The organism is Agarivorans sp. 2_MG-2023 (assembly GCF_030548085.1).
Classification (GTDB): Bacteria; Pseudomonadota; Gammaproteobacteria; order Enterobacterales; family Celerinatantimonadaceae; genus Agarivorans.
In genome coordinates this window covers 306,112-332,136 of sequence record NZ_JAUORQ010000002.1, presented here as the reverse complement: position 1 = coordinate 332,136, position 26,025 = coordinate 306,112, and the positions used below count along the sequence as shown (strand labels likewise).

Sequence of the window (26,025 nt, the reverse complement as noted above, 5' to 3'; positions counted from 1 at the left end):
GCTACGTTTAAGCGGGCTTTTTTATGTGCGGCGCACTCCCAAGCTAATTTGTGGTCCGGGGCAATCCATGACTGCTGCAATACAGCGGATCATCTCGTTTTCTAAAATAGTGAGTTGTTTGTCTAAGCAAATACAGGCGACAAGCGCCCTAAGTATTCGCTGCTTAACTTGCGGGTAAGCATTGGCGAGTTGTTTTACTGCTGGCCCAAAATGCTCAACCTGGCATTGTTCTCGTTCAAGCAGGCTAATTGTGTACAAACCAATACTGTTTGCGCCAATGCCAAAGGCGCGTTGTATCTCTAAAGTTTGTTCGTGGCCAAAATAGGCAAAGGCTGATAATACGATGGAAAAGGGCCTAGCAACTTCTGCAGTGGTTTTATAGACGGCTTTGCTGGGCGTTGTTTTCTCAAATTGATGGGCTAAATAGTGTTTCACCAACTGATACAGACACCATTCATACATATCGACTTGTTGGTCAGCTTTAATTAAAGTTCGTAGGTTATCCATAAAGCGCTGGTATTGCAGGGCCGATATGCACTTTAAGGCGGGGAAGGATAACTCAAGCAAGGGCAAGCGATAGCTTTTATCCACCGAGTTTATCCATTCCCAAGCTTGTAGGGTTTCGTTGATTCGCGAGTCTTTACTCAAGTTGTCCTTGATGTCATGCAGTTGTTTCTTACGTAGTGCATCGTTGCTATCAAGTAACAAAGCGTAAACCACGCTAATCACTCCACATGGGTCATGAGCAAGGGCAAGTAAGCCTTCATCTAAATGAGCAAGCTCGCCGCTTACGGTAACGGTGTGCTCTGATAAGCTGTACTCTGCTTTGGCTGATTTATTGGTGACGTGCTCTATCGCGGCTTCCGCTGCAGCGGCCACAAATACTGTTTTCTTCAATTGTTCTTGAGAGTGTTTTTGCGCGCGTTTCTGACTGGTTTTAGAGTAGATAGGTTCGGCGATCTTCTTGATGTCTCGCTTAATTACTTGCCCATCCCAACGAGGTAAAATACGCTTGATACGAGTTTTAATGGCGGGGTGAGTCGCAAAAAAACTGCCTAAGCGACGAGCGTCGCCAATGAACATATGGCTGGCTTCTTGGCTAAGTGGTGTGCGTAAACCCGAGCCCGCGTCGTAACCACCAATAATTTTTAGCGCATCGGCTATGCCGTTAGGGTTGCGGGTAAACTGAACGGCTGACGCATCGGCTAGATATTCGCGTTGGCGGCTAATGGCGGCTTTAATCATGTTGGCAAAAAAAGCGCCGATCCAACCCAAGGCCAATAAACCAAAACCAACCGCAACAACTCTAACATCATTGTTTTTATTGCGGCTGGAGTGCGATACGCTGTTGTAGCGTTGGCTATGCACCACAAACTCGCCGATGTTAGAGATAAAGATAATACCGCTTAACAGCGCGATAAGTTGCATGTTTAAACGCATGTCGCCATTTAGAATATGACTAAATTCATGAGCCACTACACCTTGCAACTGCTCGCGGTTAAGTTGCTCTAAAGCGCCTTGAGTGATGCCTATCACTGCATCTGCTGGTGTATGCCCTGCGGCAAAGGCATTAATGCCTATTTCATCTTTGAGTAAATACACCGAGGGCACAGGCATGCCTGAAGCAAGAGCCATTTCTTCGACAACATTCAGTACTTGTCGTTGTTCTGGTGCTTGGCTATTAGGTAGCAAGCGCTCGCCACCTAATGACTCGGCAATACGCCGGCCTCCATCGCGCAATTGATACCATTTAAAGGCAATGGCACAGCCAATCACGCTGGTCATCACCAAGCTCACCATAATGAACAGGTCGGTGGAGAAAAAACTTCCCTCATTGGCCTGATTTAGCCCATTGTTATGGCTATCAAAAAGCCAAAATGTGCTAGCAATAATCACGTTGCTCAAGCCTATAAGTAAGATAACCGCCAGCACAAACAGCAAAACCAACCATTTGCTGTTACGACGAGCGTGGTCTTGTTCGGCAAAAAAATTCATGGTTACACCTAAGCAGTTAGAAAGACACTTTAGGTGCAGTTTGAATATCGGCGCTGTCGGCAAACTCTAATAGGCTGGCGTCTTTCTTATGGCCAAATTGGGCAGCAAAAAAGACTGGAGGAAAGGATTGGCGATACTCATTGTATTCGGTGACTGAGTCGTTAAAAGACTGGCGAGCAAAAGCAACGCGGTTTTCTGTGGTGGTTAGCTCTTCGCTTACTTGCAGCATATTGTCGCTGGCTTTCAAGTCTGGGTAGCTTTCCATCACAATGTTCATTTTGCTCATTGCGCCCTGTAATACCCCTTCAGCATTGGCAAGCTTATTCAGCGTGTTGCCTGTAGGGTCACTTGCTGCAGCGCGTAATAGCGCACTGGCATCGTTACGTGCACTAATTACGGCTTCCAGAGTCTCTTTTTCGTGAGACATGTAGGCTTTGGCGGTTTCCACTAAGTTGGGAATAAGATCGTAACGGCGCTTAAGTTGTACCTCAATTTGAGCAAAGGCATTTTTGTAACGATTACGCAGGCTCACCAAGCGGTTATAGATGCCAACAACGTAAAAAATACTGGCGGCAATAATGACTAGAATTACAATTAACGATACATCCATGACTTAAGCTTCCTAATTATTAAATACTTAATATCAATATGATACGTATTTACTGATAGATTACTATGCGCTAATAGGCAGTTCATTTATACGCTGTGAAGTAAGCATGGGCTAGGCTTGTTAATGTACAGCCTATTTTGCAATGTTATGGTAACTGTTAGCCTTTTCTTAAGATTAAGCGAGTGATGAAATGCACGATTTAGCCACTATGGCAGTAACGGTATTTATGGGCTTTTTTGCGATGATGAACCCGATTGCCAATACAGCAGTATTTGTTGGTATGACTGGTAATCAAAGCCCTTTACAGCGTAAGCAAACTGCCTTTAAGGCTTTGGTTGTTGCCTTTTTTATCACTGCCGCATTTTGTTTGTTAGGTAAAGGTATTTTTGAACTGTTCGGTATTACCTTGCCAGCACTGCGCTTAGCGGGCGGCATATTGGTGTTTTTAGTGGGCTACCACATGCTACAAGGCAGCGCCTCAAAAATGCATACGCATACACCGAACGAAAATGATGATAGCGAAGGTAAGGATATTGCTATTTCCCCCTTAGCTTTGCCAATACTCGCAGGGCCGGGCACCATTGCCACCGCGATGAACTATTCAGCATCTGGTGAGATAGTTAATATCATCATTACCATTATTGCCTTCGCCACATTATGCGTGATTACTTTTATCTGCTTTTTGTTGGGGCCAAAGCTAATCGAGAAAGTAGGCGAGAGCGGCATTAACATTACCACCCGACTAATGGGCCTAATTCTTACTGTGATTGGTATGCAAATGCTAATACAGGGTATACATGATGCGTATTTGTTGTTTCAGGGAGCTGCAGTAAGCTAGTTCGACTTAGGTAACAAAAAGCCAAGCGCTACAGACACTTGGCTACTTAAAATAGAACAATAATGTTAGGCAGTGGCGTGTTCAGGCTTGGTGCTGATAATGGCCAATAGTTTTTGAGCGTGTTCAGCCACTTCAATACCTAAATCGGTAAGGTAGCCGCCGTCAGCTTGAGTGCTTAAACCTCTGTCGAACAAACTTTTTGCCGCGGCAATCAGTTCTGGAGCTGCGTCCTGGTGAACCTTAATCCCGGTTTGTAAACTGCTCATATCAAACTGCAGCAACAAGTTTAGTTCGGCGATGTTATTGGGAATAAATTTCATAGAGCCTTCCTTTATTTTTTTGTTACGTCCACATTAGAAACCCCGCTGCCATTGCGCAAGTTGTCAATTGGAGAAGTGATACCTTACGCAACGTTTTGTTGAGTGCAAATAACTGCTGCTCAGCTCTCTATGACTTAGCGCAATTTTGTTCAATAAAGTTTGCGAGCTAGCGCATATAGTTGGCTTTTAGCAGAGCGAGGGAGAAAGCAGGTGAGTGTGGTGATACCTATGATAGTTTTTGCTTTAATTGGTGCAATTTCTCCAGGGCCTGTGAATATTATTGCGACGGGCGCTGCGGCTAACTTTGGTTTTCGGCGCGCGCTTCCGCATGTAATAGGCGCCAGTGTTAGTTATTGCTTGGTGGTTTTTATTAGTGGCTTTTCATTAACGACAGTACTGCAGCTTTTGCCAAGTTTAACTGGCTTGCTGCAGTATGTAGGTGGAGCGTTTTTGTTGTTCATGGCTTACAAGATAGCGATATCGCCCGTGAGCGAAGATACTCACCAAGAAATAATAGCGCCGCCCAGTGCCTTACAAGGCGCGTTAGCGCAGGGTTTAAATCCTAAAGCATGGTTAGTGGCAATGTCTGGTGTGAGCTTATTTGTTTCATCGCAAACTCCTGCGCTTTTTTACTTGTTGGTTTTCTGTACTATTTCTTTGATAGTGTGTTTAATTGGTGTGGGAACTTGGGCTGCCATGGGCTCTGTTATTGCCAGTTATTTACATACTGCCACCAGAAAACGCACCTTTAATATCGTGATGGCTTTGTTATTGGCCGGGTCTGTAGTGTCGTTATTTGTATCTTAGTGTTTATATATGGCCGTTTTACAAGGAGCGAATGTGGTTAATCAGGTGAAAGCCATGCAAGTAACAGCCGCTAATAGTCAGCAACTACTAAAACGTAGTGCGAGTTTACCTTTTATTGAGTTACGCCAAGCACGGCATTCGCAGGCCTGTTACCACAGTCATTCGCATGATGAGTTTTCTTTTGGGTTAATTGATACGGGTGATGCGGTTTATAAAAATATGCAACAGCAGCACCGTATTACTGCTGGGCATAACGTAACAATTAACCCTGGTGATGTGCACTCTTGTAACCCTAAACAAGGCGCATGGTCTTATCGCATGTTGTTTGTCGATAGCCATTGGGTGGGAGAGTTACAGCAAGAAATGCTGGTGAAACCTGCCAGTGACTACCAGCCATTTGAGCAACATTATGCAGATGATCCCGCGACTTTTACCTTACTGGCTGAGCTGTTCTCTGCGATCAAACATGATCATGATGGTTTACAGCAAGAAAGCTTGTTAATTCAATTTTTTGAAAGTCAGTTTGGTCAAGGTGCTGATGTTAGACGTGACGCGAGTTGCTCAGCAAAGCCGCAAATTAAACGTGTTCAAGAGTGTATTCAAGATCAGCTGTCTTGCTCCCTGAGTTTAAGTGAGTTGGCTGAAGTTGCAGGTTTAAGCCGTTACCACTTAGTGAGAAGTTTTAAGCGCCGTTATGGCTTGTCGCCACATGCGTTTCAGCTTAATCAACGAATCAATCGGGCAAAAACCTTATTGCGGGAAGGTAGTAGCATTGCAGACACCGCGTTGGCTTTAGGTTTTGCCGACCAAAGCCACTTTCAACGAAACTTTAAGAAGCGCTTGGCCTTAACCCCAAGGCAATACCAAGGCTTCTTTGTGTAGATAAAGCTTAGTTGTTGAGTGACGTTAGCACTGGCAATAAGTCACTAGGTTCTTGGCGTTTGGTGTAATCGGCTTCTACAAACGCACTGGCTATACTGCCGTCTTGAGCAACTACAAAGGTGGCAGCAAGCGGTAAATCAAATTGGCCTGCGCCATTATGTTGCTCTACTTCAATACCAAAAGATGAGTAAATTGGGCGTAATTCCTCAGGTAGGGCAAATACAATATCTAAGCTTTTGGCATACTCTGCATTTACATCAGACAATACTTGGAACTGTAACTCGTTTTTCTCGGCAGTGCTTAACGAGGCGTCTGGTAGCTCTGGAGTAATGGCAACTAAGTTAGCACCTAGGGCTTTTATTTGCGGCAAAATTTGCTGGTAAGCACGCAGCTCTAAATTACAGTAAGGACACCAGCCACCGCGGTAAAACGTTACAACAAGCGGACCGTCTTTTAATAATGCGTTTAGTGATACCTTCTCGCCGTTTTGGTTGGCGAGGGTAAAGCTAGGAAGCGCTTGCCCTTGCTGCGGGGTATTTGCTGCTATGTTACTTTCGCTTAAATTTTTAGTGGCCTGTTTCATCACTTGCTGAACGTTTAAGGGCGCTTTTTGGATGAAAGAAGCAATGTAATCGGCGATCTCTGTTTGCAAACTCATGATAATTCCTTTGTTCTTAAGTTGTGATGTTTGAATGAACATTCAAACATCACTTGAATGAACATTCAAGTTAATTTTGAACAAACATTCAAAAAGATGCTTGTTGCTAACACACAAGGTATACTTAATGCGCACAGCTAAGCGTAAAGGCGAATACATCCAATATGGCAAAGATGCAGTTTCAACGAGAGCAAGTTCTAGAGCAATCCGCTAATTTGTTTTGGCGAGTGGGCTATCACGCCACCTCTATGCAGCAAGTATTTCAGCACACAGGCCTAAAACCGGGCAGTGTTTATTTGGCTTTTGGCAACAAAGAGGCTTTGTTTAAAGAGTCATTAACACATTACTGCCAAGCTTCGCTGCAAGGTATTCAAGCGAGTTTAAGTGCTGCTAGCAATATTGAATTAGGCATCTGTCAGATCTTGGAGAGCATGTTGGTGCAGTCACTTAACAGTGATTACTGCAGCTGCTTTTTGGTAAAGAGCCAATTGGAGTTTAGTGACGAGCCCGAGTTGCAAGCTTTGGTGAGCGAGCAACTACAACAAATTGAAGCTCTGTATAGTGAGTTTCTAATGCAAATTTATGATGAGCCAGAGGCTAAGGCTAAAGCCTGTAGTCTGATGCTGCATATCTTTGGCATTCGCGTTTATAGTTATCACCAAGGTAGCTTAGAGAAAATGCGCCAAGCGCTGCAAGTAGGTTTGCCTTGGTTGCCTTGGCCAAACACGCAGCATTAGGGTGAACTACCAGCCTATTTGGCTGCCGTCCCATGCCCAAAATTGACCGGTGTTTTCCGGCTTTAGTTGGACTAGCTTTTCAAGCAACAAGCTGGCGCTTTGTTGGCTCGATAGTAACTTGCCAGCAGGCACATTTCGTTGAAAAGGTTTTGATAACTCGGTATCCGTTGTACCGGGATGCCAAGCGGTAACACATACCTTGGGGTGGCTGCGTTGCCATTCTATTGCAATGTTTTTGAGTACCATATTTAACGCTGCTTTAGCGCTTCGATAGCTGTGCCAGCCACCTAAACGGTTATCACTTATTGAACCGACCTTAGCCGACACACTCACAAACTTAGCGTCATCACTTGTTTTTAATGGCTTGGCTGCGTGTTTGGCTAACAGCAAGCTAGGTAAAGCATTTAACTGCATGCTTAACATGAAGTTGTCTGCTTGGCATTGTGACAAGCTTTTCTCTGGTTTTAGTTGCTGAGAATGCAATACACCTGCGCAGTTTATTAGCCAATCAAGTGTGGGTGCTCGTTCAAACAATGCCGCGATTTGCTGTTCGTTGTTTAAATCCAGTTGCTGCCAAGTAAGCTTGGGGTGAGAAAAGTCTTGCTTGTGTTTATGCCACGTAGCGGTAATGTGCCGTACATCTGCTCTTTGGCATAAGAGTTTAACCAAGGCTAAACCTATGCCACCGCTTCCTGCTATTACCACTACTTGCATTTAAAACATCTCATAGGATTACACTCATACTATGTATACGCAGCAGTCGAGAGTTTAGTTTATTAAGGCGTTATTAGTTGAGAGGTGAAAGTGAACTAAAGTAGGGGGGAGTGGCTGACTATTTGTAATGGGAAAAATAGAATGGCAAGCCTTGGGCTTACCATTCATTTGGGTCACTTTAGAACAAGTGGCTGTACTGCATAGAGTAGTAAACAGCGTCTGAACGGGTGTGGCCAACCACGGTAGAGCTTGGTAAACCGGCACCTGCTAGTACACTGCTATCTTCCAGTACTTTAACATCCTCGCCACGAACTAAAGCTACACCAAAATCAATACTGGCATTTTTGTTTAAGTGGTAGCTAGCACCAGCGGTATACCAGTTACGGTCAGAGTCAGGGATTGATAATGAGCTGACTTCATCCACTACGCCTTTATCGTGCATATAACCCGCGCGAGCTGTCCAGTTTTGGTTGATTGTGTAAGTACCACCTACGCTAAATAACCAAGAGTTTTTCCAATGGTAGCTTTTAACCGTAGCGTCTGGCGCAGAACCAGTAACAGTAATGTGGTCAAAATCACCCCAGCTAGTGTGCTGTGCAGTGTAGTGAACCGCCCACTTAGGGCTTAGCTCGTGGTAACCGGCTACTTGGAAGATATTGGGTAATGGGATATGAATCTCTTCATAACTTTGGCCTAAGTAGTTAACTTTACCATCAGCTTTAAAGGTAGGGCTAACACGGTAGCTCATGCCTAAGCGGTTTCTATCGTTGATTTCGTAAGTTGCGCCAACAATACCACCTAGTGCCCAGCCATCTGCCTCTACATCAACCAGAGTACTTTGTACATTTGTGCCGCCTTGGATTTCGCCAGCACGCTTTAATTTACCTTCGCCGTAAATTAAATCGAGGCCAGCACCAATGCTGAACTGTTGGTTGATGCGGTAAGACACACTGGCATTGAAAGTTGAGGTGACAATTTCAGTTTCACCTAATAAATCTACCGGCGTTACTGGTGCACCAGTATTGTTTAGTGAGCTAATATCTGTGCCAGTACCAAAATTACTAAACGCGCCAACACCAACGGCAAAAGCATCGTTAATCGGATGGATGTAGTAGATGTTTGGAATCACTTTATTGTCGGCAGCGTCATCTTCGCTACCGTAGTTAATTGTGCCACCTAACGCGCTAACATCTTTAATGGTAACGTCTACGTCGGCGTAAGTTAAACCAAGTGATAAGGCTTTGCGGTCAAACATCGCCATGGCGGCAGGGTTACGTGACAATACCGAAGCATTGTCGGCGATAACGGCGTCACCAGAAAATGCGCGACCTATACCGGTTGCAGATTGGCTGTTTAGTTGGAAGCCTGCTGCAAGGCTGTGGCCGGTAACAAGTGAAATGCTGATGGCAAGTAGACTTAATTTACGTTTATTCATAACTACTGGTCTCTAAGAGGAGTGCATTCAGTCCGCTAGGCGTAACTGTTTTGTTTTATTTTTGTAATATTGGCGCATCTTAGGCAACTGATCAGTCCTCTACAACTCCGACCAGAGCAAATATTCTAATATTGAAATGCTTGATAACAGCATAAATAATTGGACTTAGCCCTTTAAATACAAGACTTTCAGCAGTTTCGTTTTTTGATAGTGTGTTTTTTGTTCGCTTTTTAGTGCTATTAACAATTCGCTAAACTTTGAGATCATAAGCAAAACGCACTTTAGTCAGGAGTTAAAAATGATCCGTCACATTTTACTGTTTAAGTTTAAAGCTCACGCGAGCAAAGCTGATATTGAGACAGCACAGCAAGACTTTTTAACGATACCTTCAAAAATTGAAGGCGTGGTTGAGGTGGAATGGGGAGCAAATAATAGCCCTGAGGACTTAAATAAAGACTACGAGTATAGTGTGGTGATGACTTTTGCTAATGAAGCGGCGCGCCAGCGATATTTGCCTCACCCCGATCACGACTTGCTAAAGCAACACTTTGTGCCTTTATTGGAAGACATTATTGTGTTTGATTACAGCGTTTAAGAGTGTGCTTAACTAGGTCTTACCACTTGTTTTCATTTGCCTATTCACTTGTTGCTGCGTTTTTAATCAACTATGATGACGAAATGCTACAAGCTAGTATATTTTTACTTAAAGTGTCTAGTTAAATCTAAGCTATGGTGATGGTCGATGTTGCGATTTAAGATACTGTTATTAACTGGGCTGTTTACTGCGTTAACGGCTTGTGATTCCGAGCAAGAAAACTCCTCGTCGGTGAGTATGGCTAACCCTGCTTCAGTCTATTGCGTAGAGCAAGGCGGAGACCCTCAAGTAGAACAAACCAAAGAAGGTGAAGTCGGTTACTGCCACTTTTCTGATGGCAGAGTTATTGAGCAGTGGGAGTTTTACCGCGCCAGTTTAGACTAAGCCTCACATTTATTACTCTCTTCCTTAATTCGGCTTTTACTTGGTTTATTATTACCTGGCTATGGTGAGGAATTAAGAAATGCCGTATCGCTGTTATTCTCTATTGTGCACATTGATTAGTATTGGTTCACTGGTGAGTTGTGCTCCTCAAACATCGCCTGTTAAAGGTAGCTTTGTGTTTGGTCACGAAGTGAGAGAGTTTATTCCCTGTGGCGGTGAAGCGTTGTGGTGGCAAGCAGAGCCTTTAGTCACTGCAGAGTTACTGGAGTATTACCGCGCCAATATTGCTAAACCTTATCAAGCTATTTATGTGACAGTGCAAGGCGAACGCTTAGCAGCTCAGGCTGATGGTTTTGCCAGTGAGTATCCTGCCGTATTTGAGATTAATAGGGTGATAGACTGGCAGCTTACGGTTCCAAATAACTGCCAAAGTCCCCAAGACTAAAAACATAATAAGGATAAACATGACGCTAGTTTTTAAATGGCTGTTTGGCTTAATCACGGTTGCTACCAGTGGCATTAGCTTGTTGGTATTTGGCTTAAGCTGGTGGCCGTTGGTATTTGTCTTCCTAGGTTTGTTTGTCATTGCTTCTAACTATTGGCAAAGTATTGATTATATTGCGACTCTGCTGGCGCGACTGGGTGGCGTGTTAGCATTACTGGGCATTGCCTTATTGCTTATTGCAGCCAACGTGGGTAGCTCTTTTCATCTCTCGCCTAGCTATTGGGTAATGATTGGCCTAATGTCGCTGATGGCTGTTTTGGGCTGTAGTGGCTTTTTCTGGGCGCAATCACTCGAGCCAAGTACTTCAAAGCGGGAGTAATGATGTTTAAAGCCTTTCATCATGTTGCAATTATTTGCTCAGACTATTCACGCTCGAAACACTTTTATAGTCAGATACTCGGTTTGCACATTATTGCTGAGCATTATCGCGAGCAGCGTGACTCTTATAAGTTAGATCTAGCGCTACCAAGCGGTGAACAAATAGAATTGTTTTCCTTTGTGGGTGCGCCGCCGCGACCGAGCTTTCCTGAGGCGCAAGGGTTGCGCCATTTAGCTTTTGCGGTAGATAACATTGAGCAAGTTATTGGTTATTTGGAGCAACAAGGGGTAGAGGTTGAACCCGTCAGGGTTGACCCCTACACCAACAAGCAATTTACCTTTTTCAGTGATCCTGATGGCTTACCATTAGAGCTTTATCAGCAGTAATCACTTTTTAGATTAAGGCTGCTTAGTTTCTTCCTGCCATCACTCCGCCGTCTACATCCCAAATTGCGCCGGTTACCCAACTGGCCTTGTCACTGAGCAAAAAGCTGACGCTGTTGGCCACATCATCTACGCTGCCAATGCGTCCAATGGGATGAAAAGCGTCAAAGCTAGCCAAGCTTTCATCTAAGGCTTCTGGGGCGATAAAAGCATGGTAAATCGGCGTTTTTACTACGGCTGGTGCCACTGCGTTTACGCGAATATTAAATTCGGCTAACTCCATGGCAAGATGCTGAGTTAGCGCATGCAAGCCAGCTTTCGCCATTGAGTAGGCTGAGGACGGCGTCGCTTTTACAGCTTGGTGTGCCCACATTGAGCCAATATTTACTATGCTTCCTCCGCCATTTTTTACCATATTTTTTGCTACTGCCTGGGTAATAAAAAATAATGCCTGATTCAATTGCATGTATTGGTGGTAATCGTCACCACTGTGCTCTAAAAATCCAGTGGGTTTAAAGTAACCCGCGGCGTTTACTAGTTGGTCGATAGCATCAAAACCTTCGATTTTTTCTATTAATGCTGAAACATCGGCGGTTTGGTACAAATCAGCTTGCCAGGTGTGTACTTCACCTAAAGCTGATAACTCCTGTTTGGCTTGGCTGAGTTTATCTGCTGAACGCGCCACAATAATTACCGACTTTTTTTCTGCCAAAAGCTGTTTGGCAGTGGCGAAACCTATGCCGCTTGATCCACCAATAATTAACGCAAAAGACTGAGTGCTCGGGTTCATGATTATTCCTTTAGAAGTGTTTGAGTTCCGCTTCATCTTATGGAACATTGGGCTATCGAGAAAAGTAGGCACAAACCAGTACCCTAGGTACTTTTGAGTACATCTTAATGAAAAATAAAGAATTATTGTTTTCACGAAAATCAGCACCAGAACGAAGTGCCCGCATGGTTGAGACTATTTACGGCTGCAAATGGTCGTTAACAGTGTATCAATTGTTAGCCAGTGGAATTAATCGCCCAGGGGAAATGGTGCGAAATGTAGAAGGCTTAAGTACTAAAGTGCTAAACGAATGTTTACGTAAAAATCTGGAGTTTGGTATTTTGAAGCGAATTGAATATTCAGAAGTCCCGCCGAGAGTTGAGTACCAAGTTACCGAGTTTGGCAGCAAGTTTTTACGCATTCTTGAGCAATTAGAAGATCTACAACAAGAGATCGCCTTATGATTAGTAGTCTAATCATTTGATCCCTTAAGAGTTTACTTACGTTTTTAGCGAATAGAATTAAGCGAAAAGGTATCTAATGAGCGTCCAAATACTGTGGTTTAGAAATGACTTACGGACTAAAGATAATCACGCCCTAAGCACTGCTGTCGCCAGTGGCAAGCCCGTCATAGCTATCTATCTGCTATGTACCAAACAATGGGAGCAACATCATCTTGCTCCCATTCAAGCCGATTTAATCCTACGCCGCTTAGCTCAACTTCAAGACGATCTCGCTTCACTTAATATTCCCTTATTAGTACATCAGTTAGACAGCTTTAAGCAGGTTCCTCAATCCTTAGTGGAGCTGTGTGAGCGATATCAAGCTGCTGACGTACATTGCCATTATCAATACGAGCTTAATGAGCAGCGCCGTGATGAGGCGGTTGATCAGATATTACAAGCTCAGCAAATTAGTGTTCATCAATACCACGGCGAATGCGTGATGAAGCCCGGCACTGTACTTACTCGAACGGGAGAGAGCTTTAAGGTTTTCACCCCGTTTCGTAAGGCCTGGCTAAGTGGTTTAACTGAAGCTGAATTTAGCCCTTTAGCCACTCCGCCTGCGGTGGATAAACACCTTCTACCACCAAGTTTTGTTGAACTACTTAAAAGCAAGCCCTTGCTAAAGTGTGATTACCCGCTGGTTGATAGCAGTCACTGGGCTTGCGACGATAAGCAGATTATTCAGCAGTTACGAGATTTTAGCGCCAGTAAAGCTGCTGACTATAAGGCTGCTCGTGACTTTCCCGCACAAGCTGGCACTAGCAAGCTTTCGGCTTTTTTGGCCTTAGGCATGCTTTCGCCTAGGCAGTGTTTAGCGCGAATCTATCTGGATCATCCGCGTTGTTTAGAGGCCCAAGAAGGCGGCGCATTTACTTGGTTAAGTGAAATTGTGTGGCGAGAGTTTTATCGACACTTAATTGCCGCTAACCCTAGATTGTGCAAAGGGCAAGCGTATATAGCGTGGACTGAGGCCGTTAACTGGCAACACGATGAACAGCTACTAAAAGCCTGGCAAGAGGGCAGAACCGGCTACCCAATAGTAGATGCTGCAATGTTGCAGCTAAAGCAAACAGGTTGGATGCATAACCGCTTGCGAATGATTGTGGCAAGCTTTTTAACGAAAGATTTGTTAGTAAGTTGGCGAGAAGGTGAGCGCTGGTTCATGCAACATTTGATTGATGGTGACTTTGCTTCTAATAACGGAGGTTGGCAATGGGCTGCGTCTACCGGTACAGACGCACAGCCTTATTTTCGCATTTTTAACCCTACCACACAGGCACAACGTTTTGACCCAAATGGCGACTTTGTCCGCTATTGGTTACCAGAGCTGGCAGAGGTGCCAGGAAAACATGTCCATCAACCGCATACTTGGGCGGAGAAGAACGCCACCTCAGTCAATTACCCTATGCCGATTGTTGATCATGCCATTCAGCGAAAGTTGGCTTTGAGCTTGTTTGAACAAGCCAAAAGCCAGGCGCAATCATAAGCGGCACATTTGCTAATAGTGTGAAGCTTGATATTAAAAGCTCACTGCAAAACCTAAGAAGTGCATATCCATATCAAAGTGACCGACTAAGTTTTTGCTCGGTAACACTTGCTGGTTTTGGTTAACTTCTGGCGAGCCTAAATCAGAGTACTCGTAGAAAAAGTCCACCGGCACTTCGTTAATCAAAGTACTTAACCCAACCGAGTAACGAATTTGTCTGTCTACCGGTAAATCGGGGGCTTGATACTGAGCGTCGTCTAGTGGAGAGGTTTCGTAAGAGAAGCCAAACTTTATTCGCCAATCTTGGTTAATTTGGTAATCAGTACCCACAGCCATAGCCCAAGTATCTTGCCAGTTTCTGGTAATGCTTTGGTCTGAAGAGGCAATGATCAGTTCAGTACTTTTAAAGTCGCTCCATTGGTACCAAGATAGGGTGCTGAATAATCGCCAATCTTGATTTAGCTGGTGGCTAACATCTGCGCGGGCAAACGCTACCGCGTCAATGGCCATTGAGTAATCAGCATTTTGATTGAGGTAAGACACATTGTCGTTAAATTGGTGTTCAAGCTTTGAGCGATAACTGATACCTGCAATGGTGTCTTGGTTGAATTGATAAACTAGACCAAGGTTGTATCCAAACGCCCAATCATCGGTTGGGGTCATGCTTAAGGGCTGGCCCAGTAGTTGGCTGCTCATATCAATAGAGGCGTAGTTTGCTTGAATACCCGCTGCGATAGATAACTTGTCGTTAAGCTTGTAGCTTAGCGAAGGATTAAGTTGCAGCGTCACTAAGCTGGTATCAACCACTTGGGTAGAGCCTTTCCAGCCAGAACCGTAATCTAAGGCTGCCCCACCAATTGTGGTAAAGGCAACGCCAGCCGCCCAGTCTTCGTTTAGCGTCTTGTTATAAAACAAGCCTGCTGCACCTAACCAACCACCAGAATCACGAGAGTTGTCGTCACTATTTTCATGATCGTAATAGGTATTTGAGAGATTTAAAGCTAAGCCGTTTACCGTGAATATATCTCGGTCCATAAACGACATTATGGCTGGATTCGCCCAAATAGCGGCAGAAGATTCGCGATACACACCATCACCTGCTCCGGCAGTACCTAAGTTGGCGTAAGAAGCTTGCGGAAGGTGATAGCCTCCGGCAAATAGGTAACTAGAAAAACTAGCAAGTAAAACGCCGCATAAAATTGCGCGAATCATAGTTAACATGAAGTGGCCTATAAGATGTTTGATTGTAGTTGTGCCTGTTCAGGTTCAGGCCGCGCGGAGTGTAAAACAAACAGAATATAATGCTGAAAATTAGATCACTATGAATCAATAAAAGCGGATAAGTTGATTGAAACGGTGGTTTTTGGCAGTTGAAGAGGGGAGGGAGAAGAGTCTATTATTAGCCATTAGCTGCGGCGTAAGCGGACTACCTTCATTATCTCGAATTCAAAGCCTGCTCGAAGTTGCTGGCTGGGGTAATAACTTAAATTGACTCTAGCTCCGGTTAAATCTTGATAGCGTTGTTTTCGTTTGTAAATAAACGGTACATCGTAGCCGCTTATCATGATGGTATGTAAGACCCAGTCGTCTTGCTCACGCTGTACGTGAGAAGACACCTTCATGTCTTCTGAATGGATTAACTGAGGGCGCTTTTTAAGCAGCGTTTCTGGATCTTTTTTTATCATGAAAACTTAGCCGTATACACACAAATAGGCTGTTTCAGTCGGTACTTTCACCTGAAACTTAGCATTGCCGCCAACATTGAACTGTTGACCGTCTTTGTAGCTGGTCCAATCACTTTCGCCTGGTAGTTTCACAATCAACTCACCAGCAACAACTACCATTAACTCTGGCTCCGCAGTGCCGAATTCATATTCACCAATTGCCATTACACCTACCGACGTTGGCTTTTCTTTGCCGGTAAAACCGATAGATTTCACTTGTCCGCCAAAGTATTCGTTGCTCTTCAACATTACATTTCCTTGTTTGAATCGATTGTGCAAAACAGCAGGCTAGCATAATGTGGAGGCATTTGGATCGACCAATGAGTTATTTGCACAATGAATGAACAGCTAAACGCTAACGAGCCTTTTGATAAAACTATGTTACTAAAAATTGCTCGCCACAAAATGCCATTTGGTAAGTATGCAGGGCGAGAAATTATTCGCTTGCCTGAAGAGTACCTGCTGTGGTTTGTAAACAACGATGGTTTTCCAAAGGGAGAATTGGGGGAGTTAATGGCATTAGCCCTTGAAATTCAAATAGCTGGCTTGGAAAAGATCATTTGGCCACTTATGAACTCAAAATCGAATTAAAATTCATCTACAACTGGTTGTTTTTCGCTCATCTCTTTGCTAGCGTGTTATTTCTAAATGCTTTTGTTTAGCACTTTAATCAAAATTTAACACTTTATTGATGATTTGAGGCTGATCTTATTGAGTATTTAGTAGAGAATGTAAATCGCTGTTGCAATGCTTGTTGATATACCAAAGGTTTTGGCCATTCTAGTTTTAGGTTGGGTTAACTTTTTGTCGCTGGCTTGCCTAGCTAATACGTTAATTTGCACTTGAAATATGAGAGGACGATAATGTCAGGTCAGGTATTATCAGGAACCGTTAAATGGTTCAATGATGAAAAAGGTTTTGGTTTTATTGCACAAGAGAAAGGTCCGGACGTTTTTGTTCACTTTCGCGCTATCAATGGAGACGGTCGCCGTACCTTAACTGAAGGTCAATCGGTAACTTTTGAAGTTGTTCAAGGCCAAAAAGGCCCTCAAGCTGAAAACGTAACTGCCCTATAAGCCACGCAGTTGTCAGTTTCAGTTAAAACGCTATCTACTTAGATAGCGTTTTTTTTTGTTTACACCTACGACTAATGTTGAATAGTTTGCGTGTTGTCAGGCACTTAGCGGCTTTGTTAAGCTGCTGCACAAGTAAAAAGAAAGATTTTAAGCCGTTCGGGTCTTTATAAAGCGCAGTACTTGGGCTTTATAAGTTTGTATGGAGTAGGGTAGGCCGTGATTTCAAAATCTTGTTTGGTTCCTGAGCTGCAAAGTATTGCTGATAACTTTTGGCATTATTCTGAAAAAGTATATTCAAGGCCGGAAGTTAAACAACATTGTTTATGGTTGCAAAACCAACATCAGCGTAATGTGAATTTGTTGTTGTGGTTGAGCTTTTGCCAACAGCAGCGCTGGACCGTTAATTTAGAACTATTACTCACCCAAATTCGTAGCAGCGAACAAAAACTCAGTGATTTTCGGCAACACCGCCAAGCCATGAAGCCCCACCTTAGTGAACGTCAGTACCAATTGTTATTGAAACATGAGCTTAAACTTGAGCGCAGGCAGCAACAATTACTGGTATTAAGTCAGCAGCGCCACCCTGGCGGACAAACCGCAGAATTAGCGCTTAATACTTATATTGAGCAGCCCGAGGAGGCGGCTCAATACTTAAGTACTCTGAAAGCAGCCTTGCAATAGGGCTTAGTTTTGGTGCTGATATAGGGTTTGGTATAAGCCTGCTTGTTGTATCAGCTCTTGGTGCTCTCCCGCTTGACTAATTTCGCCATCATCTAATACATAGATAAGGTCGGCTTGTTGAATCGCACTTAGGCGGTGGGCGATAATTAAGGTGCTGCGGTTATCTAAAAAGCCTTGAAGGTTTCTATGTAACTTGGCTTCGGTATCGGTATCTAAGGCTGAAGTCGCTTCGTCTAATACCACTACCTGCGGTTTAGCTAAAATCATTCTGGCAATGGCTAAACGCTGCTTTTGGCCTCCAGATAAACGCACTCCACTGCGACCTACTATGGTGTCTAGTTGCTGAGGAAGCTTTTCTACGGTGACTTGTAGTTCTGCCAAGCGAAGTGCTTGCCATAGCTCTTCATCGTTGTGCTCGCGTCCCATATTCAGATTTTCGCGCACCGTGGTATTAAACAAAATAGGTTGTTGTAGCACCGTGGCAATATTGCTGCGAATAGTGGAATAACCCACTTTCTCTATGGGGGCGTTATCTAACAAGATTTGCCCGCTGTCTTTTTGGTACAGCCCTAACAGCAAGTTGACTAAGGTGGATTTCCCTCCGCCGCTTACCGATACAATGGCGACTTTTTTACCTGCCGGAAGGGTAAGGCTTACGTTTTTCAGTACTGGCGATTCTTCGGTGTAGCTAAAATTGACGTCTTTGAACTGAATATCAAAATTTTGTTTGCTGGCAAAAGGGTCGACTTCGCAAGGGTAGTGAGGTTCTTGTTTTAGTTCAAATAACTGATTGAGTCGTGCCATCGCAGCGTTGGCACTAAAGTAGCTATATTGAATACTTAAAATTTCTTGTACTGGGCCCATCATAAACCACAGGTAGCCAAACACCGCGAAGATTTGGCCAACGGTAAGATCAGAAAACACCACCATTAACATCGCTATAGCGCGAAAGATTTCGAAACCCACTAAGAAGATGGTAAAGCTTAAACGGTTTACTGCATCGGTTTTCCAGTGAGAAGCAATGGCATAATCTTTAAGCTCTCCTGCTGCGCCCACCACACGAGAAAAGTAATGAGACTCTCGTTGAGTAGCTCGAAGCTGCTGAATGCTATCTAGCGTTTCAATTAAGGCTAATTGAAAGGCTTCAAAGGCAGCATTTTCTTTTTTCTTTAAGTCTTTAACATGGCTGCCAAATGAGCGAGAGAAATAAATAACGGCAGGGTTTAGCAGTAAAATGATTAAGCCTAGTTGCCAATCAATCCACAACAAAATACAGGCTGTACCAATAATGGTGAGTAGAGCCACTAAAAACTTCGATAAGCTTTCGCTAATAAATTTATCTAGGGTTTCTACGTCGGTAATACAGCGGGCACTAATGCCACCTGAACCTTGAGTCTCGTATTCTCTTAGTTCTACTTTGGGAAGATGCTCCACAAGACGCTGGCGGATAAGAAAGCTGATTTGCTTACCAATAAAAGTAAACTGCCGAGCTTGCAGTACGCCCACCACTAATGAGGATAAACGCAGGGTGACTACCACTGCCAGAATGCTCAATATATAAGCGCTGGGTTTATGCCAAACCTCAGGCAATATGTTTTGTAGTACTGAAATGGCTTTACCGGGTTGATTCAATAATACTTCATCAACCAGCAGCGGCATCATTAACGGAATGGGTACACTGACCAAGGTCGCTAATAGGGCAATTAGGTGAGCGTAGACAAGAGGCTTTTTATACTGAAATATTTGATGACGAATAGTAGCCCACGTGAATGCGGGAGAGGCTGAGTTCATAAGCTAAATAAGAATCTTTTTCATTTACAATTATTCCAAGTCTACGAAGACTGCAATGAAAAAGCTAGCGCTAGCCGCAGCTTATCGTTTAGCTGCGGCCTTATTGTTAGGCTTCGTTATCGTTACTATCAATGTCGCTTGGGTTAATAGCTTTCTTTTGGCGCACAATCGGTGCGTCACCCATATCGGTGCCTACAGCAAACGTTTTGTTCGATTTAACTTTGGCTTTCCCGACTTTGGCGGTTTTCTTAGGGCTCGCTTTTTGCGGTTTCTTACTAAAGCTAGCTTTGTTACTTGGTGCACGTAAGCCTTTAAATTTAGCGGCTAAACCGTCTAAGGTAATAAACGCTACTTTTTGCTCTAACAAAGCTTCTAAACTTTTGAAGCTATGCCAGTCTTTTGGTCCCACTAAAGAATAAGCTAGGCCTTGATTACCTGCGCGGCCAGTGCGACCAATACGGTGTACGTATTCTTCAACATGTTTTGGCATATCAAAGTTAATCACGTGGGATACTTGAACAATGTCCAAACCACGAGAGGCAAGATCGGTAGTAAATAATACTTTTTGATGACCACGGCTGAAATCATCCATGATCTTGTTTCGCGCACCTTGGCTTAAGTCGGCGTTTAAGGCTGAGCAACTTAAACCTTGCTCACCAAATGCTTCTGCTAATCGCTGGGTATCGGCGCGGGTAGCAGTGAACACGATGGCTTGTTTTACTGAATCTTGTTTTAAGATCTCTGCTAGCTGCAGTTGTTTGTGGTCTAGGTGATCACTTAATAAAAACTGCTGCTGAATATCTTGGTGTTGGGTAAAGCTAAAGCCTACTGCAATCCGCTCCGGGGATTTCAGTAAGTTTAAGGCAAACTGGTTGATGGCGGCATCATCAAGAGTTGCCGAGAACATTAAAGTTTGACGTTTTCTATGGTTGGCAGCTTTATCAACAATTTTTAGTTGCTCGGCAAAACCAAGATCTAACATGCGGTCTGCTTCATCTAAAATAAGCAGTTCTAAACCTTCTAAGAACAAATGGCGTTTGCTTAGGTGATCCGCTAAGCGGCCTGGCGTTGCCACTACCACTTGAGGATCTTTGCGTAACAACTTACTTTGATCATTAAAGTTTTCGCCACCAGTAATTAAACAGGCGCGTGTTTGAGTATTGGCAATTAACAAACGTAGTTGGGCAAATACTTGTTTAGCAAGCTCACGAGTAGGGGTGAGAATAAGCATTCGAGCGTCACGTTTCGATAAGGCTCGAGTCTTTAACATGCGCTGCATGGCAGGTAACAAATAGGCGAGGGTTTTCCCTGAGCCGGTTTTTGAAGAGGCGAGTAGATCTTTGCCTGCCATTGCCGCGGGAATCGCCCGAGTTTGGATTTCGGTGGCTTCAGTAAAGCCAAGGTGTTCAATGGTTTTATTTAGGCGGGGATCTAAGCCAAATTCAGAAAACTGCAAGTTGTTACTCTCAAATGATAAATGTGACTCAGATTATAACCGCAAACGGCGCTGCTCACATTAAGGATCGCCGCTTTATTGCGTTTTAATCTGCGTTTTTATTTTTAGCGAAACAAACATCATGTGGCTGGATATACGCATTATCAATTTCGGGAGAGTAGTGGCTGGCCCTAAATCCTTGATTCATTTGATAAGGGTATAAAAAATAACCATTTTTACTTGCTACTCTCGCTAGCGGTTGTCATAGTTGAGTAGTTAGATATTAAGCCTAGCAAAGGACTGAAAATGGTTTCTCTCGCTCAGAAGAGTGCTGATTCGAAGCGGCGCTTTTCATTTCATATTCATTTAGTCAGCGTAATGATCTTGATGCTTATCACTAGCGGATTAGTGATTGGCACCCTTAATTATTTCCATACCAGTGATATTGTGGCTGAAAATCAGGCGCGCGCTCTAGGGCAAGTTGGCCGTGCAACAGTGTCTGAACTTGAAGGCGTGATGTTCCCAGCGCAAAACTTTGTGCATAGCTTGGCGGCTATGGATCTAAAGATGCAGCAAGTGGACAACAGCCAGCAAAGTTGGTTGCCTATGATCTACGCCACGCTAAGCCAACAACGCGGATTATCGGCTGTGTATATGGGGTATGCCAACGGCGATTTCTATTTAGTACGCCCTTTAGACACTCCTGCAAAGCGAGAGTTAGTGCAAGCGCCACAAAACTCTGTGGTATTAGTGACCAAAATCGCTAATGGCCAATCAAGCAATAACTTTTACGACGAAGAGCTTAAGCCTTTAAAAGATCAAATTGAACGTGTTTATCAGCTCGATCCCCGTGAACGGCCTTGGTATCAACTTGCCATGCAAAGCCCAGGTTTGGTGGCCACCGACCCTTACATTTTTTACACCACCAAAGAGGTGGGGGTAACCTTTGCCCATGCTAATAAAAATAGCAATATGGTGGTAGGCGCGGATATTACGCTCGCCAGCGTCTCTCAAAGTTTAAATAAAAACCTTATTAGCCCTTCTTCTCAACTGGTGATGTTTAACAACCAATATTCGGTATTGGCCCATCAACAGCCTTCATGGATAGGTGAAAATCTTCAAATGAATGAAGAAGAAGTGATTTTGCCCCGCTTGGATAAACAAGACTTAGGGGTTCTTTCTCAACTGGCTGGGCATTTAGATACGGTGGGCTCTGGAAGCTTTATCATTAAAGGTAAGCAGGAAGACTGGATAGGACAGATTATCAAACTCACCTTAGATGTGAATGCCAGTCGCGAGAACTTACAAGTAGATAATTATTACCTTGGTTTGGCATCTCCTGAAGATGAAGTATTGATGGATGCACGAGCGGCGCGCGATCAATCGGTAATTTTTAGTATTTTTATTGTGTTGATTTCTATTCCTATTGCTTGGTATGTATCTAGGTTGGTAGCTAAGCCGCTGCGCGAATTGATGATCCAAAATGAAGCCATTATGGCCTTTGATTTTGATGCCACTAAACAAGTGAATTCGGTGGTGCTAGAGGTTCACCAGCTCAGTCGTATTACTGAGCAGCTCAAGAAAACCATTAAGCAATTTGCCGATGTCTCTACCATGCTGGGGGAAGAAGATAACTTCGGCCGGTTGCTGGATAAATGTGTGCAAGAAATGCAGACCATTTTAGATATGAATCATGGGGCTATTTGGTTAAAGCAAGACGATAAGTTTGTACTACAAACCATGGCTCTTGAAGATTTTGAACTACCCCAAGAATTTGCTTATACCGATACCTTGTCGCAACCCTTGGTTCAGCAACTATTAGATTCAACGACGTCCTCAACCACCAAATACAAGCAATTTGAGCTTCAAGGGAGCGAGCTTAATTTGGTGGTGTCGCCGCTGATTAATCGAGATAACAAATTGGTGGGCATGATCGCTAGTTTTAGTCGCCATCAGGCTAATATATCGCCGCGAGTATTGTCGTTTATCGATGCCTTAAGCAGTGTAGTTACCATAGCCATTGAAAACAGGCACTTAATTGAGTCTCAGAAACATCTTTTGGAAGCCTTTATTAAACTAACCGCTGGCGCGATTGATGCTAAATCGCCGTATACCGGCGGCCATTGCCAACGCGTGCCTGAGTTAACCAAAATGCTAGCGAGTGCTGCAGTAGAGCAACAGCAAGGTATATTCGCCGATTTTGTTATGAGCGAAGCACAGTGGGAGGAATTGTATATTGCCAGTTGGTTGCACGACTGCGGCAAGGTAACCACCCCAGAATATGTGGTAGACAAAGCCACTAAACTAGAAACTATTTATGATCGTATTCACGAGATTAGAATGCGCTTTGAAGTACTTAAGCGCGATGCTCAATTAGATTATTGGCAAGAAGTAGCTAAAGGCGTTGGCGACGATGAGCAAGTTAAATTGCAGAGTAAACTTGATGCTCAGTTAACAGCATTAGACGAAGAGTTTGCCTTTGTTGCTAAATCTAATATTGGTGGCGAGTTTATGGGCGGCGAAGATGTAGAGCGATTAAAGGTGATTGCCCAGCGCACCTGGCAAAGAACCATAGACGATCGCTTAGGTTTATCACATATGGAGTTAGACCGCCGCGCAGCAGAAACACAAAGTTTGCCAGCCACTGAGAAGTTAATCGACGATAAAGCTGAGCACATTATTCACCGCCGCGACGATGAGATTATTACCGAAGATAATCCATGGGGATTCAAACTGAATGTGCCGAAATACAAATATAATCGTGGAGAGCTATACAATTTAAGCATTGCTCGTGGCACCTTGAGTGAAGAAGAGCGCTACAAAATTAATGACCATATTGTACAAACCATTATCATGCTGGAGAAATTGCCCTTCCCAGACCATCTTAGGTTGGTGCCTGAAATAGCGGGTGGTCATCATGAGAAAATGGACGGCAGTGGTTACCCGAAACGCTTAACTAAAGAACAGATGCCTGCCACTGCGAGAATGATGGCAATAGCGGATATTTTTGAAGCCTTAACCGCCGTTGATCGGCCTTATAAGAAAGGTAAAAACCTAAGTCAGTCGCTAAAAATCATGGGCTTTATGTGTAAAGACCAGCACATTGATGCAGACATTTTCCGCTTGTTTTTGGAATCAGGGGTCTACTTAGAGTACGCCAAGCAATTTTTGAAAGCCGAGCAGATAGACGATATTAATATTAACGACTATCTGCCCGAAACCACTTAAGGTTAATCGCCGACTACAATGTTACGGCCAGCGCTTTTCGCGTTATACAGAAGCTCATCTGCATGATTAAGTTGGGATTCTAAATGCTCTTGTAGCTGGTTAGTTACGCCTATACTGACGCTAATTGATAAGGGCGTATCGTTATAGCTAAATTCGGTTGCGGCGACCTGAGCGCGAAAAGCATCGAGTAACTGGTAAGCTTGCTCGTTGCTCAAACCTGCACAGGCAACGCTAAATTCTTCGCCACCAGTACGGGCAAACAAAAAGTTAGATAAGCCTGCCTTTAATAGGCTAGAAAAGTGAATAAGCACAGCATCACCCGCTTCGTGGCCGTATTTATCATTAAACTTTTTGAAGTGGTCAATATCTAATACTGCCACCGCAAACTGGCTATTTTTGTCTTGAGCACTCTGATGTTGCTTTCTGCCATGTTCGATAAAATAACGTCGATTAGGAATGGCTGTTAGGTAGTCTTGGTAGGCCGCTTTTTCGAGCTTTTCAACTAAGGCTAAAGTGTGCAGACTGTGGTTAACTCGGCACTGAAACTCTTCAATCGAAAAAGGTTTATGTAAGTAGTCATTAGCGCCATTTTTAATGAACTTGCTCGACACAGTGGCATTATCTGCTGATGACAAACCTAAAATACTAATTCGTCGTTGGCCCATTTCATGGCGAACTTTTTGCACCAACTGATAACCATCCATATTGGGCATTTGGTAATCGCTGATCAGTAATTTAATGTCTGGATCTTGTTGCAAGAGTTCAAAGGCCTCAACGCCATCGATTGCCTCAATCACTTTAAATAAATGGCGTTGTAGCAAGCTACAGATGTGTTTTCTAGCAAGGTCAGAGTCTTCAGCAACCAGCACTTTGGTGTTTTGATTGATGTAGAGTTGATTTAGCGTATCAAAGGCTAACTCGTAAGAATAACGGCCTTCTTTTAATACATAATCAACCACGCCTTTGATGATGAGCAAAGACTGAGTTTGCTCATTAAAAGAACCTGACAACACTACCGTTGGCAGCTTTTGTTCAAGCAGAAAGTCAATTAACTCGCCATTGGGTGCATCAGGTAAGTTAAAATCGGCCAGTGCTGCAAAAAAGCGCGTGGGTTGTTCAGCGTAGAGCTGCTTAGCCTGCTCTAGGTTAGATGCAAAAATTGGCTCTAAATGTTTTAAACGGGAAGACAAATGCCTAAGAATTTTTAGAACGGTTGGACTGTCTTCTACAATGAGAACTTTTTGCATAGCTTACTTCCCTAGAAACTCGGTTGACTCTAACTACTTGGTCATATAAAGCTGAACTCTATAAAGTGAATATAACAAAATAACAGCTTGAAGCTGCTAAGGTTTTTATTTTATCTAATTATTTAACATAGTTTTATCGTTTTACTAAAGTTGCTTGCAATTGTAGATGGATTTTTCACACTTATGCTGTTTAGTATTGTTTATTATATGGCTTATTAGTAGTCGCTAACTGTAGATAGGGAAAACGCAGTGTATTGGACCGAATTTTTAACCGTAGTGCTTGTTCATCTTTTAGCAGTGGCATCTCCTGGACCAGACTTAGCGGTAGTGCTTAAAAACAGCATATCACTGGGGCGTAGAGCCGCCATATTCACTTCTATTGGCGTAGGCTGCGGCATTATGGTGCATGTGGTTTACTCGGTGTTGGGTATTGGCTTAATCATCTCGCAATCTATTTGGCTGTTTAATGTCATTAAATGGTTGGGAGCAGCCTATTTGATTTGGATTGGTATTCAAGGTTTACGCGCAAAGCGCCGTAATGACCAAGATATTGAAGCCGAGCAAGGTTTGAGTACGAGTGATGGCAGCGCTTTTTTGAGTGGCTTTATGACAAATGGCTTAAACCCAAAAGCGACTTTATTTTTCTTGTCTTTATTTACCGTAGTGATCAACCCAAGTACCCCAATGCTAGTGCAGTTAGGCTATGGTTTATATATGGTTTTTGCCACCGCGCTATGGTTTATAATGATCTCATGGGTGTTTAGTTCCGCGCGAGTTCGCCGTAAGTTTTTGCAGGTAGGCCATTGGTTTGACCGCACAATGGGCCTTGTTTTAGTGGGTTTGGGAATTCGTTTGCTATTTAGTAGTCGAAACCAGTAAGTATTAACAATGTAATGGGAG

Annotated in this window: 29 protein-coding genes; 16 read left to right on the top strand and 13 right to left on the bottom strand. The window is 43.6% G+C overall.

Annotated elements, in window-relative coordinates:
- Positions 1-21 precede the first annotated feature (21 nt).
- Together Q4549_RS04195 and Q4549_RS04190 are read right to left on the bottom strand one after the other, a co-directional pair.
- Entirely contained in the window at positions 22-1,995 is a 1,974-nt protein-coding gene (locus tag Q4549_RS04195; protein WP_303549142.1) for a M48 family metallopeptidase, read from the bottom strand.
- A gap of 16 nt (positions 1,996-2,011) precedes the next feature.
- Complete coding sequence (locus tag Q4549_RS04190) at positions 2,012-2,605, bottom strand: LemA family protein (RefSeq protein WP_303549144.1); 594 nt, start codon at positions 2,603-2,605, stop codon at positions 2,012-2,014.
- A 190-nt stretch (positions 2,606-2,795) separates the two neighbouring features.
- On the opposite strand from Q4549_RS04190, the gene Q4549_RS04185 reads away from it, so the two are divergent.
- A complete protein-coding gene (locus Q4549_RS04185) occupies positions 2,796-3,443 on the top strand; it encodes a MarC family protein (protein ID WP_303549147.1) in 648 nt (215 codons plus the stop codon).
- A 65-nt stretch (positions 3,444-3,508) separates the two neighbouring features.
- Here the strand turns inward: Q4549_RS04185 and Q4549_RS04180 are convergent, their stop codons facing one another.
- Positions 3,509-3,763 (bottom strand): TIGR02647 family protein, encoded by a 255-nt coding sequence (locus Q4549_RS04180; protein ID WP_303509568.1) that lies wholly within the window; start codon positions 3,761-3,763, stop codon positions 3,509-3,511.
- Positions 3,764-3,991: 228 nt separating this feature from the next.
- Here Q4549_RS04180 and Q4549_RS04175 point away from each other — a divergent pair, with 228 nt between their 5' ends.
- On the top strand, positions 3,992-4,570 hold the full coding sequence (locus Q4549_RS04175; protein WP_303549150.1) for a LysE family translocator: 579 nt from the start codon (positions 3,992-3,994) through the stop codon (positions 4,568-4,570).
- Positions 4,571-4,603: 33 nt separating this feature from the next.
- A complete protein-coding gene (locus Q4549_RS04170) occupies positions 4,604-5,452 on the top strand; it encodes an AraC family transcriptional regulator (protein WP_303549153.1) in 849 nt (282 codons plus the stop codon).
- Between the two features lie 7 nt (positions 5,453-5,459).
- Here Q4549_RS04170 and Q4549_RS04165 read toward each other — a convergent pair whose 3' ends face one another.
- Complete coding sequence (locus Q4549_RS04165) at positions 5,460-6,110, bottom strand: peroxiredoxin-like family protein (protein WP_303549156.1); 651 nt, start codon at positions 6,108-6,110, stop codon at positions 5,460-5,462.
- Between the two features lie 164 nt (positions 6,111-6,274).
- On the opposite strand from Q4549_RS04165, the gene Q4549_RS04160 reads away from it, so the two are divergent.
- Positions 6,275-6,847, top strand: coding sequence for a TetR/AcrR family transcriptional regulator (locus tag Q4549_RS04160; protein ID WP_303549159.1), 573 nt, complete (start codon positions 6,275-6,277; stop codon positions 6,845-6,847).
- A 6-nt stretch (positions 6,848-6,853) separates the two neighbouring features.
- Here Q4549_RS04160 and Q4549_RS04155 read toward each other — a convergent pair whose 3' ends face one another.
- A complete protein-coding gene (locus Q4549_RS04155) occupies positions 6,854-7,561 on the bottom strand; it encodes an SDR family NAD(P)-dependent oxidoreductase (protein ID WP_303549162.1) in 708 nt (235 codons plus the stop codon).
- 178 nt (positions 7,562-7,739) lie between these two features.
- Positions 7,740-8,996, bottom strand: a complete 1,257-nt coding sequence (locus Q4549_RS04150) for an OmpP1/FadL family transporter (protein WP_303549165.1) — start codon at positions 8,994-8,996, stop codon at positions 7,740-7,742.
- A gap of 298 nt (positions 8,997-9,294) precedes the next feature.
- Here Q4549_RS04150 and Q4549_RS04145 point away from each other — a divergent pair, with 298 nt between their 5' ends.
- The 5 genes from Q4549_RS04145 (at position 9,295) to Q4549_RS04125 (ending at position 11,185) form a co-directional block, all read left to right on the top strand.
- Positions 9,295-9,591 carry a Dabb family protein gene (locus tag Q4549_RS04145; protein ID WP_303549168.1) on the top strand — a complete coding sequence of 99 codons (297 nt, stop codon included), beginning with the start codon at positions 9,295-9,297 and terminating at the stop codon, positions 9,589-9,591.
- A gap of 147 nt (positions 9,592-9,738) precedes the next feature.
- Positions 9,739-9,975: a DUF333 domain-containing protein gene (locus tag Q4549_RS04140; protein WP_303549171.1), complete on the top strand. Its 237-nt coding sequence runs from the start codon at positions 9,739-9,741 to the stop codon at positions 9,973-9,975.
- Between the two features lie 79 nt (positions 9,976-10,054).
- Positions 10,055-10,420, top strand: coding sequence for a hypothetical protein (locus tag Q4549_RS04135; RefSeq protein ID WP_303549174.1), 366 nt, complete (start codon positions 10,055-10,057; stop codon positions 10,418-10,420).
- Between the two features lie 19 nt (positions 10,421-10,439).
- The gene (locus tag Q4549_RS04130; protein WP_303549177.1) at positions 10,440-10,799 is read left to right on the top strand and encodes a hypothetical protein; all 360 of its coding nucleotides are present in this window, start codon (positions 10,440-10,442) and stop codon (positions 10,797-10,799) included.
- A 2-nt stretch (positions 10,800-10,801) separates the two neighbouring features.
- Complete coding sequence (locus Q4549_RS04125; RefSeq protein ID WP_137672337.1) at positions 10,802-11,185, top strand: VOC family protein; 384 nt, start codon at positions 10,802-10,804, stop codon at positions 11,183-11,185.
- Positions 11,186-11,207: 22 nt separating this feature from the next.
- Here Q4549_RS04125 and Q4549_RS04120 read toward each other — a convergent pair whose 3' ends face one another.
- Positions 11,208-11,972, bottom strand: a complete 765-nt coding sequence (locus tag Q4549_RS04120; protein ID WP_303549179.1) for an SDR family NAD(P)-dependent oxidoreductase — start codon at positions 11,970-11,972, stop codon at positions 11,208-11,210.
- A 107-nt stretch (positions 11,973-12,079) separates the two neighbouring features.
- Between Q4549_RS04120 and Q4549_RS04115 the strand changes: the two genes are divergently transcribed.
- Together Q4549_RS04115 and phrB are read left to right on the top strand one after the other, a co-directional pair.
- Positions 12,080-12,415 (top strand): helix-turn-helix domain-containing protein, encoded by a 336-nt coding sequence (locus tag Q4549_RS04115; RefSeq protein ID WP_137672140.1) that lies wholly within the window; start codon positions 12,080-12,082, stop codon positions 12,413-12,415.
- Positions 12,416-12,491: 76 nt separating this feature from the next.
- The gene (phrB, locus tag Q4549_RS04110; RefSeq protein ID WP_303549182.1) at positions 12,492-13,943 is read left to right on the top strand and encodes a deoxyribodipyrimidine photo-lyase; all 1,452 of its coding nucleotides are present in this window, start codon (positions 12,492-12,494) and stop codon (positions 13,941-13,943) included.
- A 33-nt stretch (positions 13,944-13,976) separates the two neighbouring features.
- Here phrB and Q4549_RS04105 read toward each other — a convergent pair whose 3' ends face one another.
- The 3 genes from Q4549_RS04105 to Q4549_RS04095 form a co-directional block, all read right to left on the bottom strand.
- Positions 13,977-15,164: an OmpP1/FadL family transporter gene (locus Q4549_RS04105; RefSeq protein WP_303549185.1), complete on the bottom strand. Its 1,188-nt coding sequence runs from the start codon at positions 15,162-15,164 to the stop codon at positions 13,977-13,979.
- Between the two features lie 185 nt (positions 15,165-15,349).
- Positions 15,350-15,628, bottom strand: a complete 279-nt coding sequence (locus Q4549_RS04100; protein WP_201798692.1) for a hypothetical protein — start codon at positions 15,626-15,628, stop codon at positions 15,350-15,352.
- A gap of 6 nt (positions 15,629-15,634) precedes the next feature.
- Positions 15,635-15,916 carry a pyrimidine/purine nucleoside phosphorylase gene (locus tag Q4549_RS04095; protein ID WP_303509609.1) on the bottom strand — a complete coding sequence of 94 codons (282 nt, stop codon included), beginning with the start codon at positions 15,914-15,916 and terminating at the stop codon, positions 15,635-15,637.
- A gap of 87 nt (positions 15,917-16,003) precedes the next feature.
- Between Q4549_RS04095 and Q4549_RS04090 the strand changes: the two genes are divergently transcribed.
- The 3 genes from Q4549_RS04090 to Q4549_RS04080 all read left to right on the top strand — a co-directional run bounded on the left by Q4549_RS04090 (position 16,004) and on the right by Q4549_RS04080 (position 17,424).
- Positions 16,004-16,258 (top strand): DUF3820 family protein, encoded by a 255-nt coding sequence (locus Q4549_RS04090; RefSeq protein WP_303509612.1) that lies wholly within the window; start codon positions 16,004-16,006, stop codon positions 16,256-16,258.
- A gap of 272 nt (positions 16,259-16,530) precedes the next feature.
- On the top strand, positions 16,531-16,743 hold the full coding sequence (locus tag Q4549_RS04085) for a cold-shock protein (protein WP_137672135.1): 213 nt from the start codon (positions 16,531-16,533) through the stop codon (positions 16,741-16,743).
- Positions 16,744-16,959: 216 nt separating this feature from the next.
- Positions 16,960-17,424 (top strand): TIGR02444 family protein, encoded by a 465-nt coding sequence (locus Q4549_RS04080; protein ID WP_303509617.1) that lies wholly within the window; start codon positions 16,960-16,962, stop codon positions 17,422-17,424.
- 3 nt (positions 17,425-17,427) lie between these two features.
- Here the strand turns inward: Q4549_RS04080 and Q4549_RS04075 are convergent, their stop codons facing one another.
- Complete coding sequence (locus tag Q4549_RS04075; RefSeq protein WP_303549187.1) at positions 17,428-19,215, bottom strand: ABC transporter ATP-binding protein; 1,788 nt, start codon at positions 19,213-19,215, stop codon at positions 17,428-17,430.
- A 106-nt stretch (positions 19,216-19,321) separates the two neighbouring features.
- Positions 19,322-20,671, bottom strand: coding sequence for a DEAD/DEAH box helicase (locus Q4549_RS04070; protein ID WP_303549189.1), 1,350 nt, complete (start codon positions 20,669-20,671; stop codon positions 19,322-19,324).
- A gap of 285 nt (positions 20,672-20,956) precedes the next feature.
- Here Q4549_RS04070 and Q4549_RS04065 point away from each other — a divergent pair, with 285 nt between their 5' ends.
- Positions 20,957-23,878, top strand: a complete 2,922-nt coding sequence (locus Q4549_RS04065) for an HD domain-containing phosphohydrolase (RefSeq protein ID WP_303549190.1) — start codon at positions 20,957-20,959, stop codon at positions 23,876-23,878.
- Between the two features lie 2 nt (positions 23,879-23,880).
- On the opposite strand, the gene Q4549_RS04060 is transcribed toward Q4549_RS04065, so the two are convergent.
- Positions 23,881-25,125 (bottom strand): diguanylate cyclase, encoded by a 1,245-nt coding sequence (locus tag Q4549_RS04060; protein WP_303549192.1) that lies wholly within the window; start codon positions 25,123-25,125, stop codon positions 23,881-23,883.
- Positions 25,126-25,374: 249 nt separating this feature from the next.
- Here Q4549_RS04060 and Q4549_RS04055 point away from each other — a divergent pair, with 249 nt between their 5' ends.
- The gene (locus Q4549_RS04055; protein ID WP_303549194.1) at positions 25,375-26,004 is read left to right on the top strand and encodes a LysE family translocator; all 630 of its coding nucleotides are present in this window, start codon (positions 25,375-25,377) and stop codon (positions 26,002-26,004) included.
- Positions 26,005-26,025: the final 21 nt, after the last annotated feature.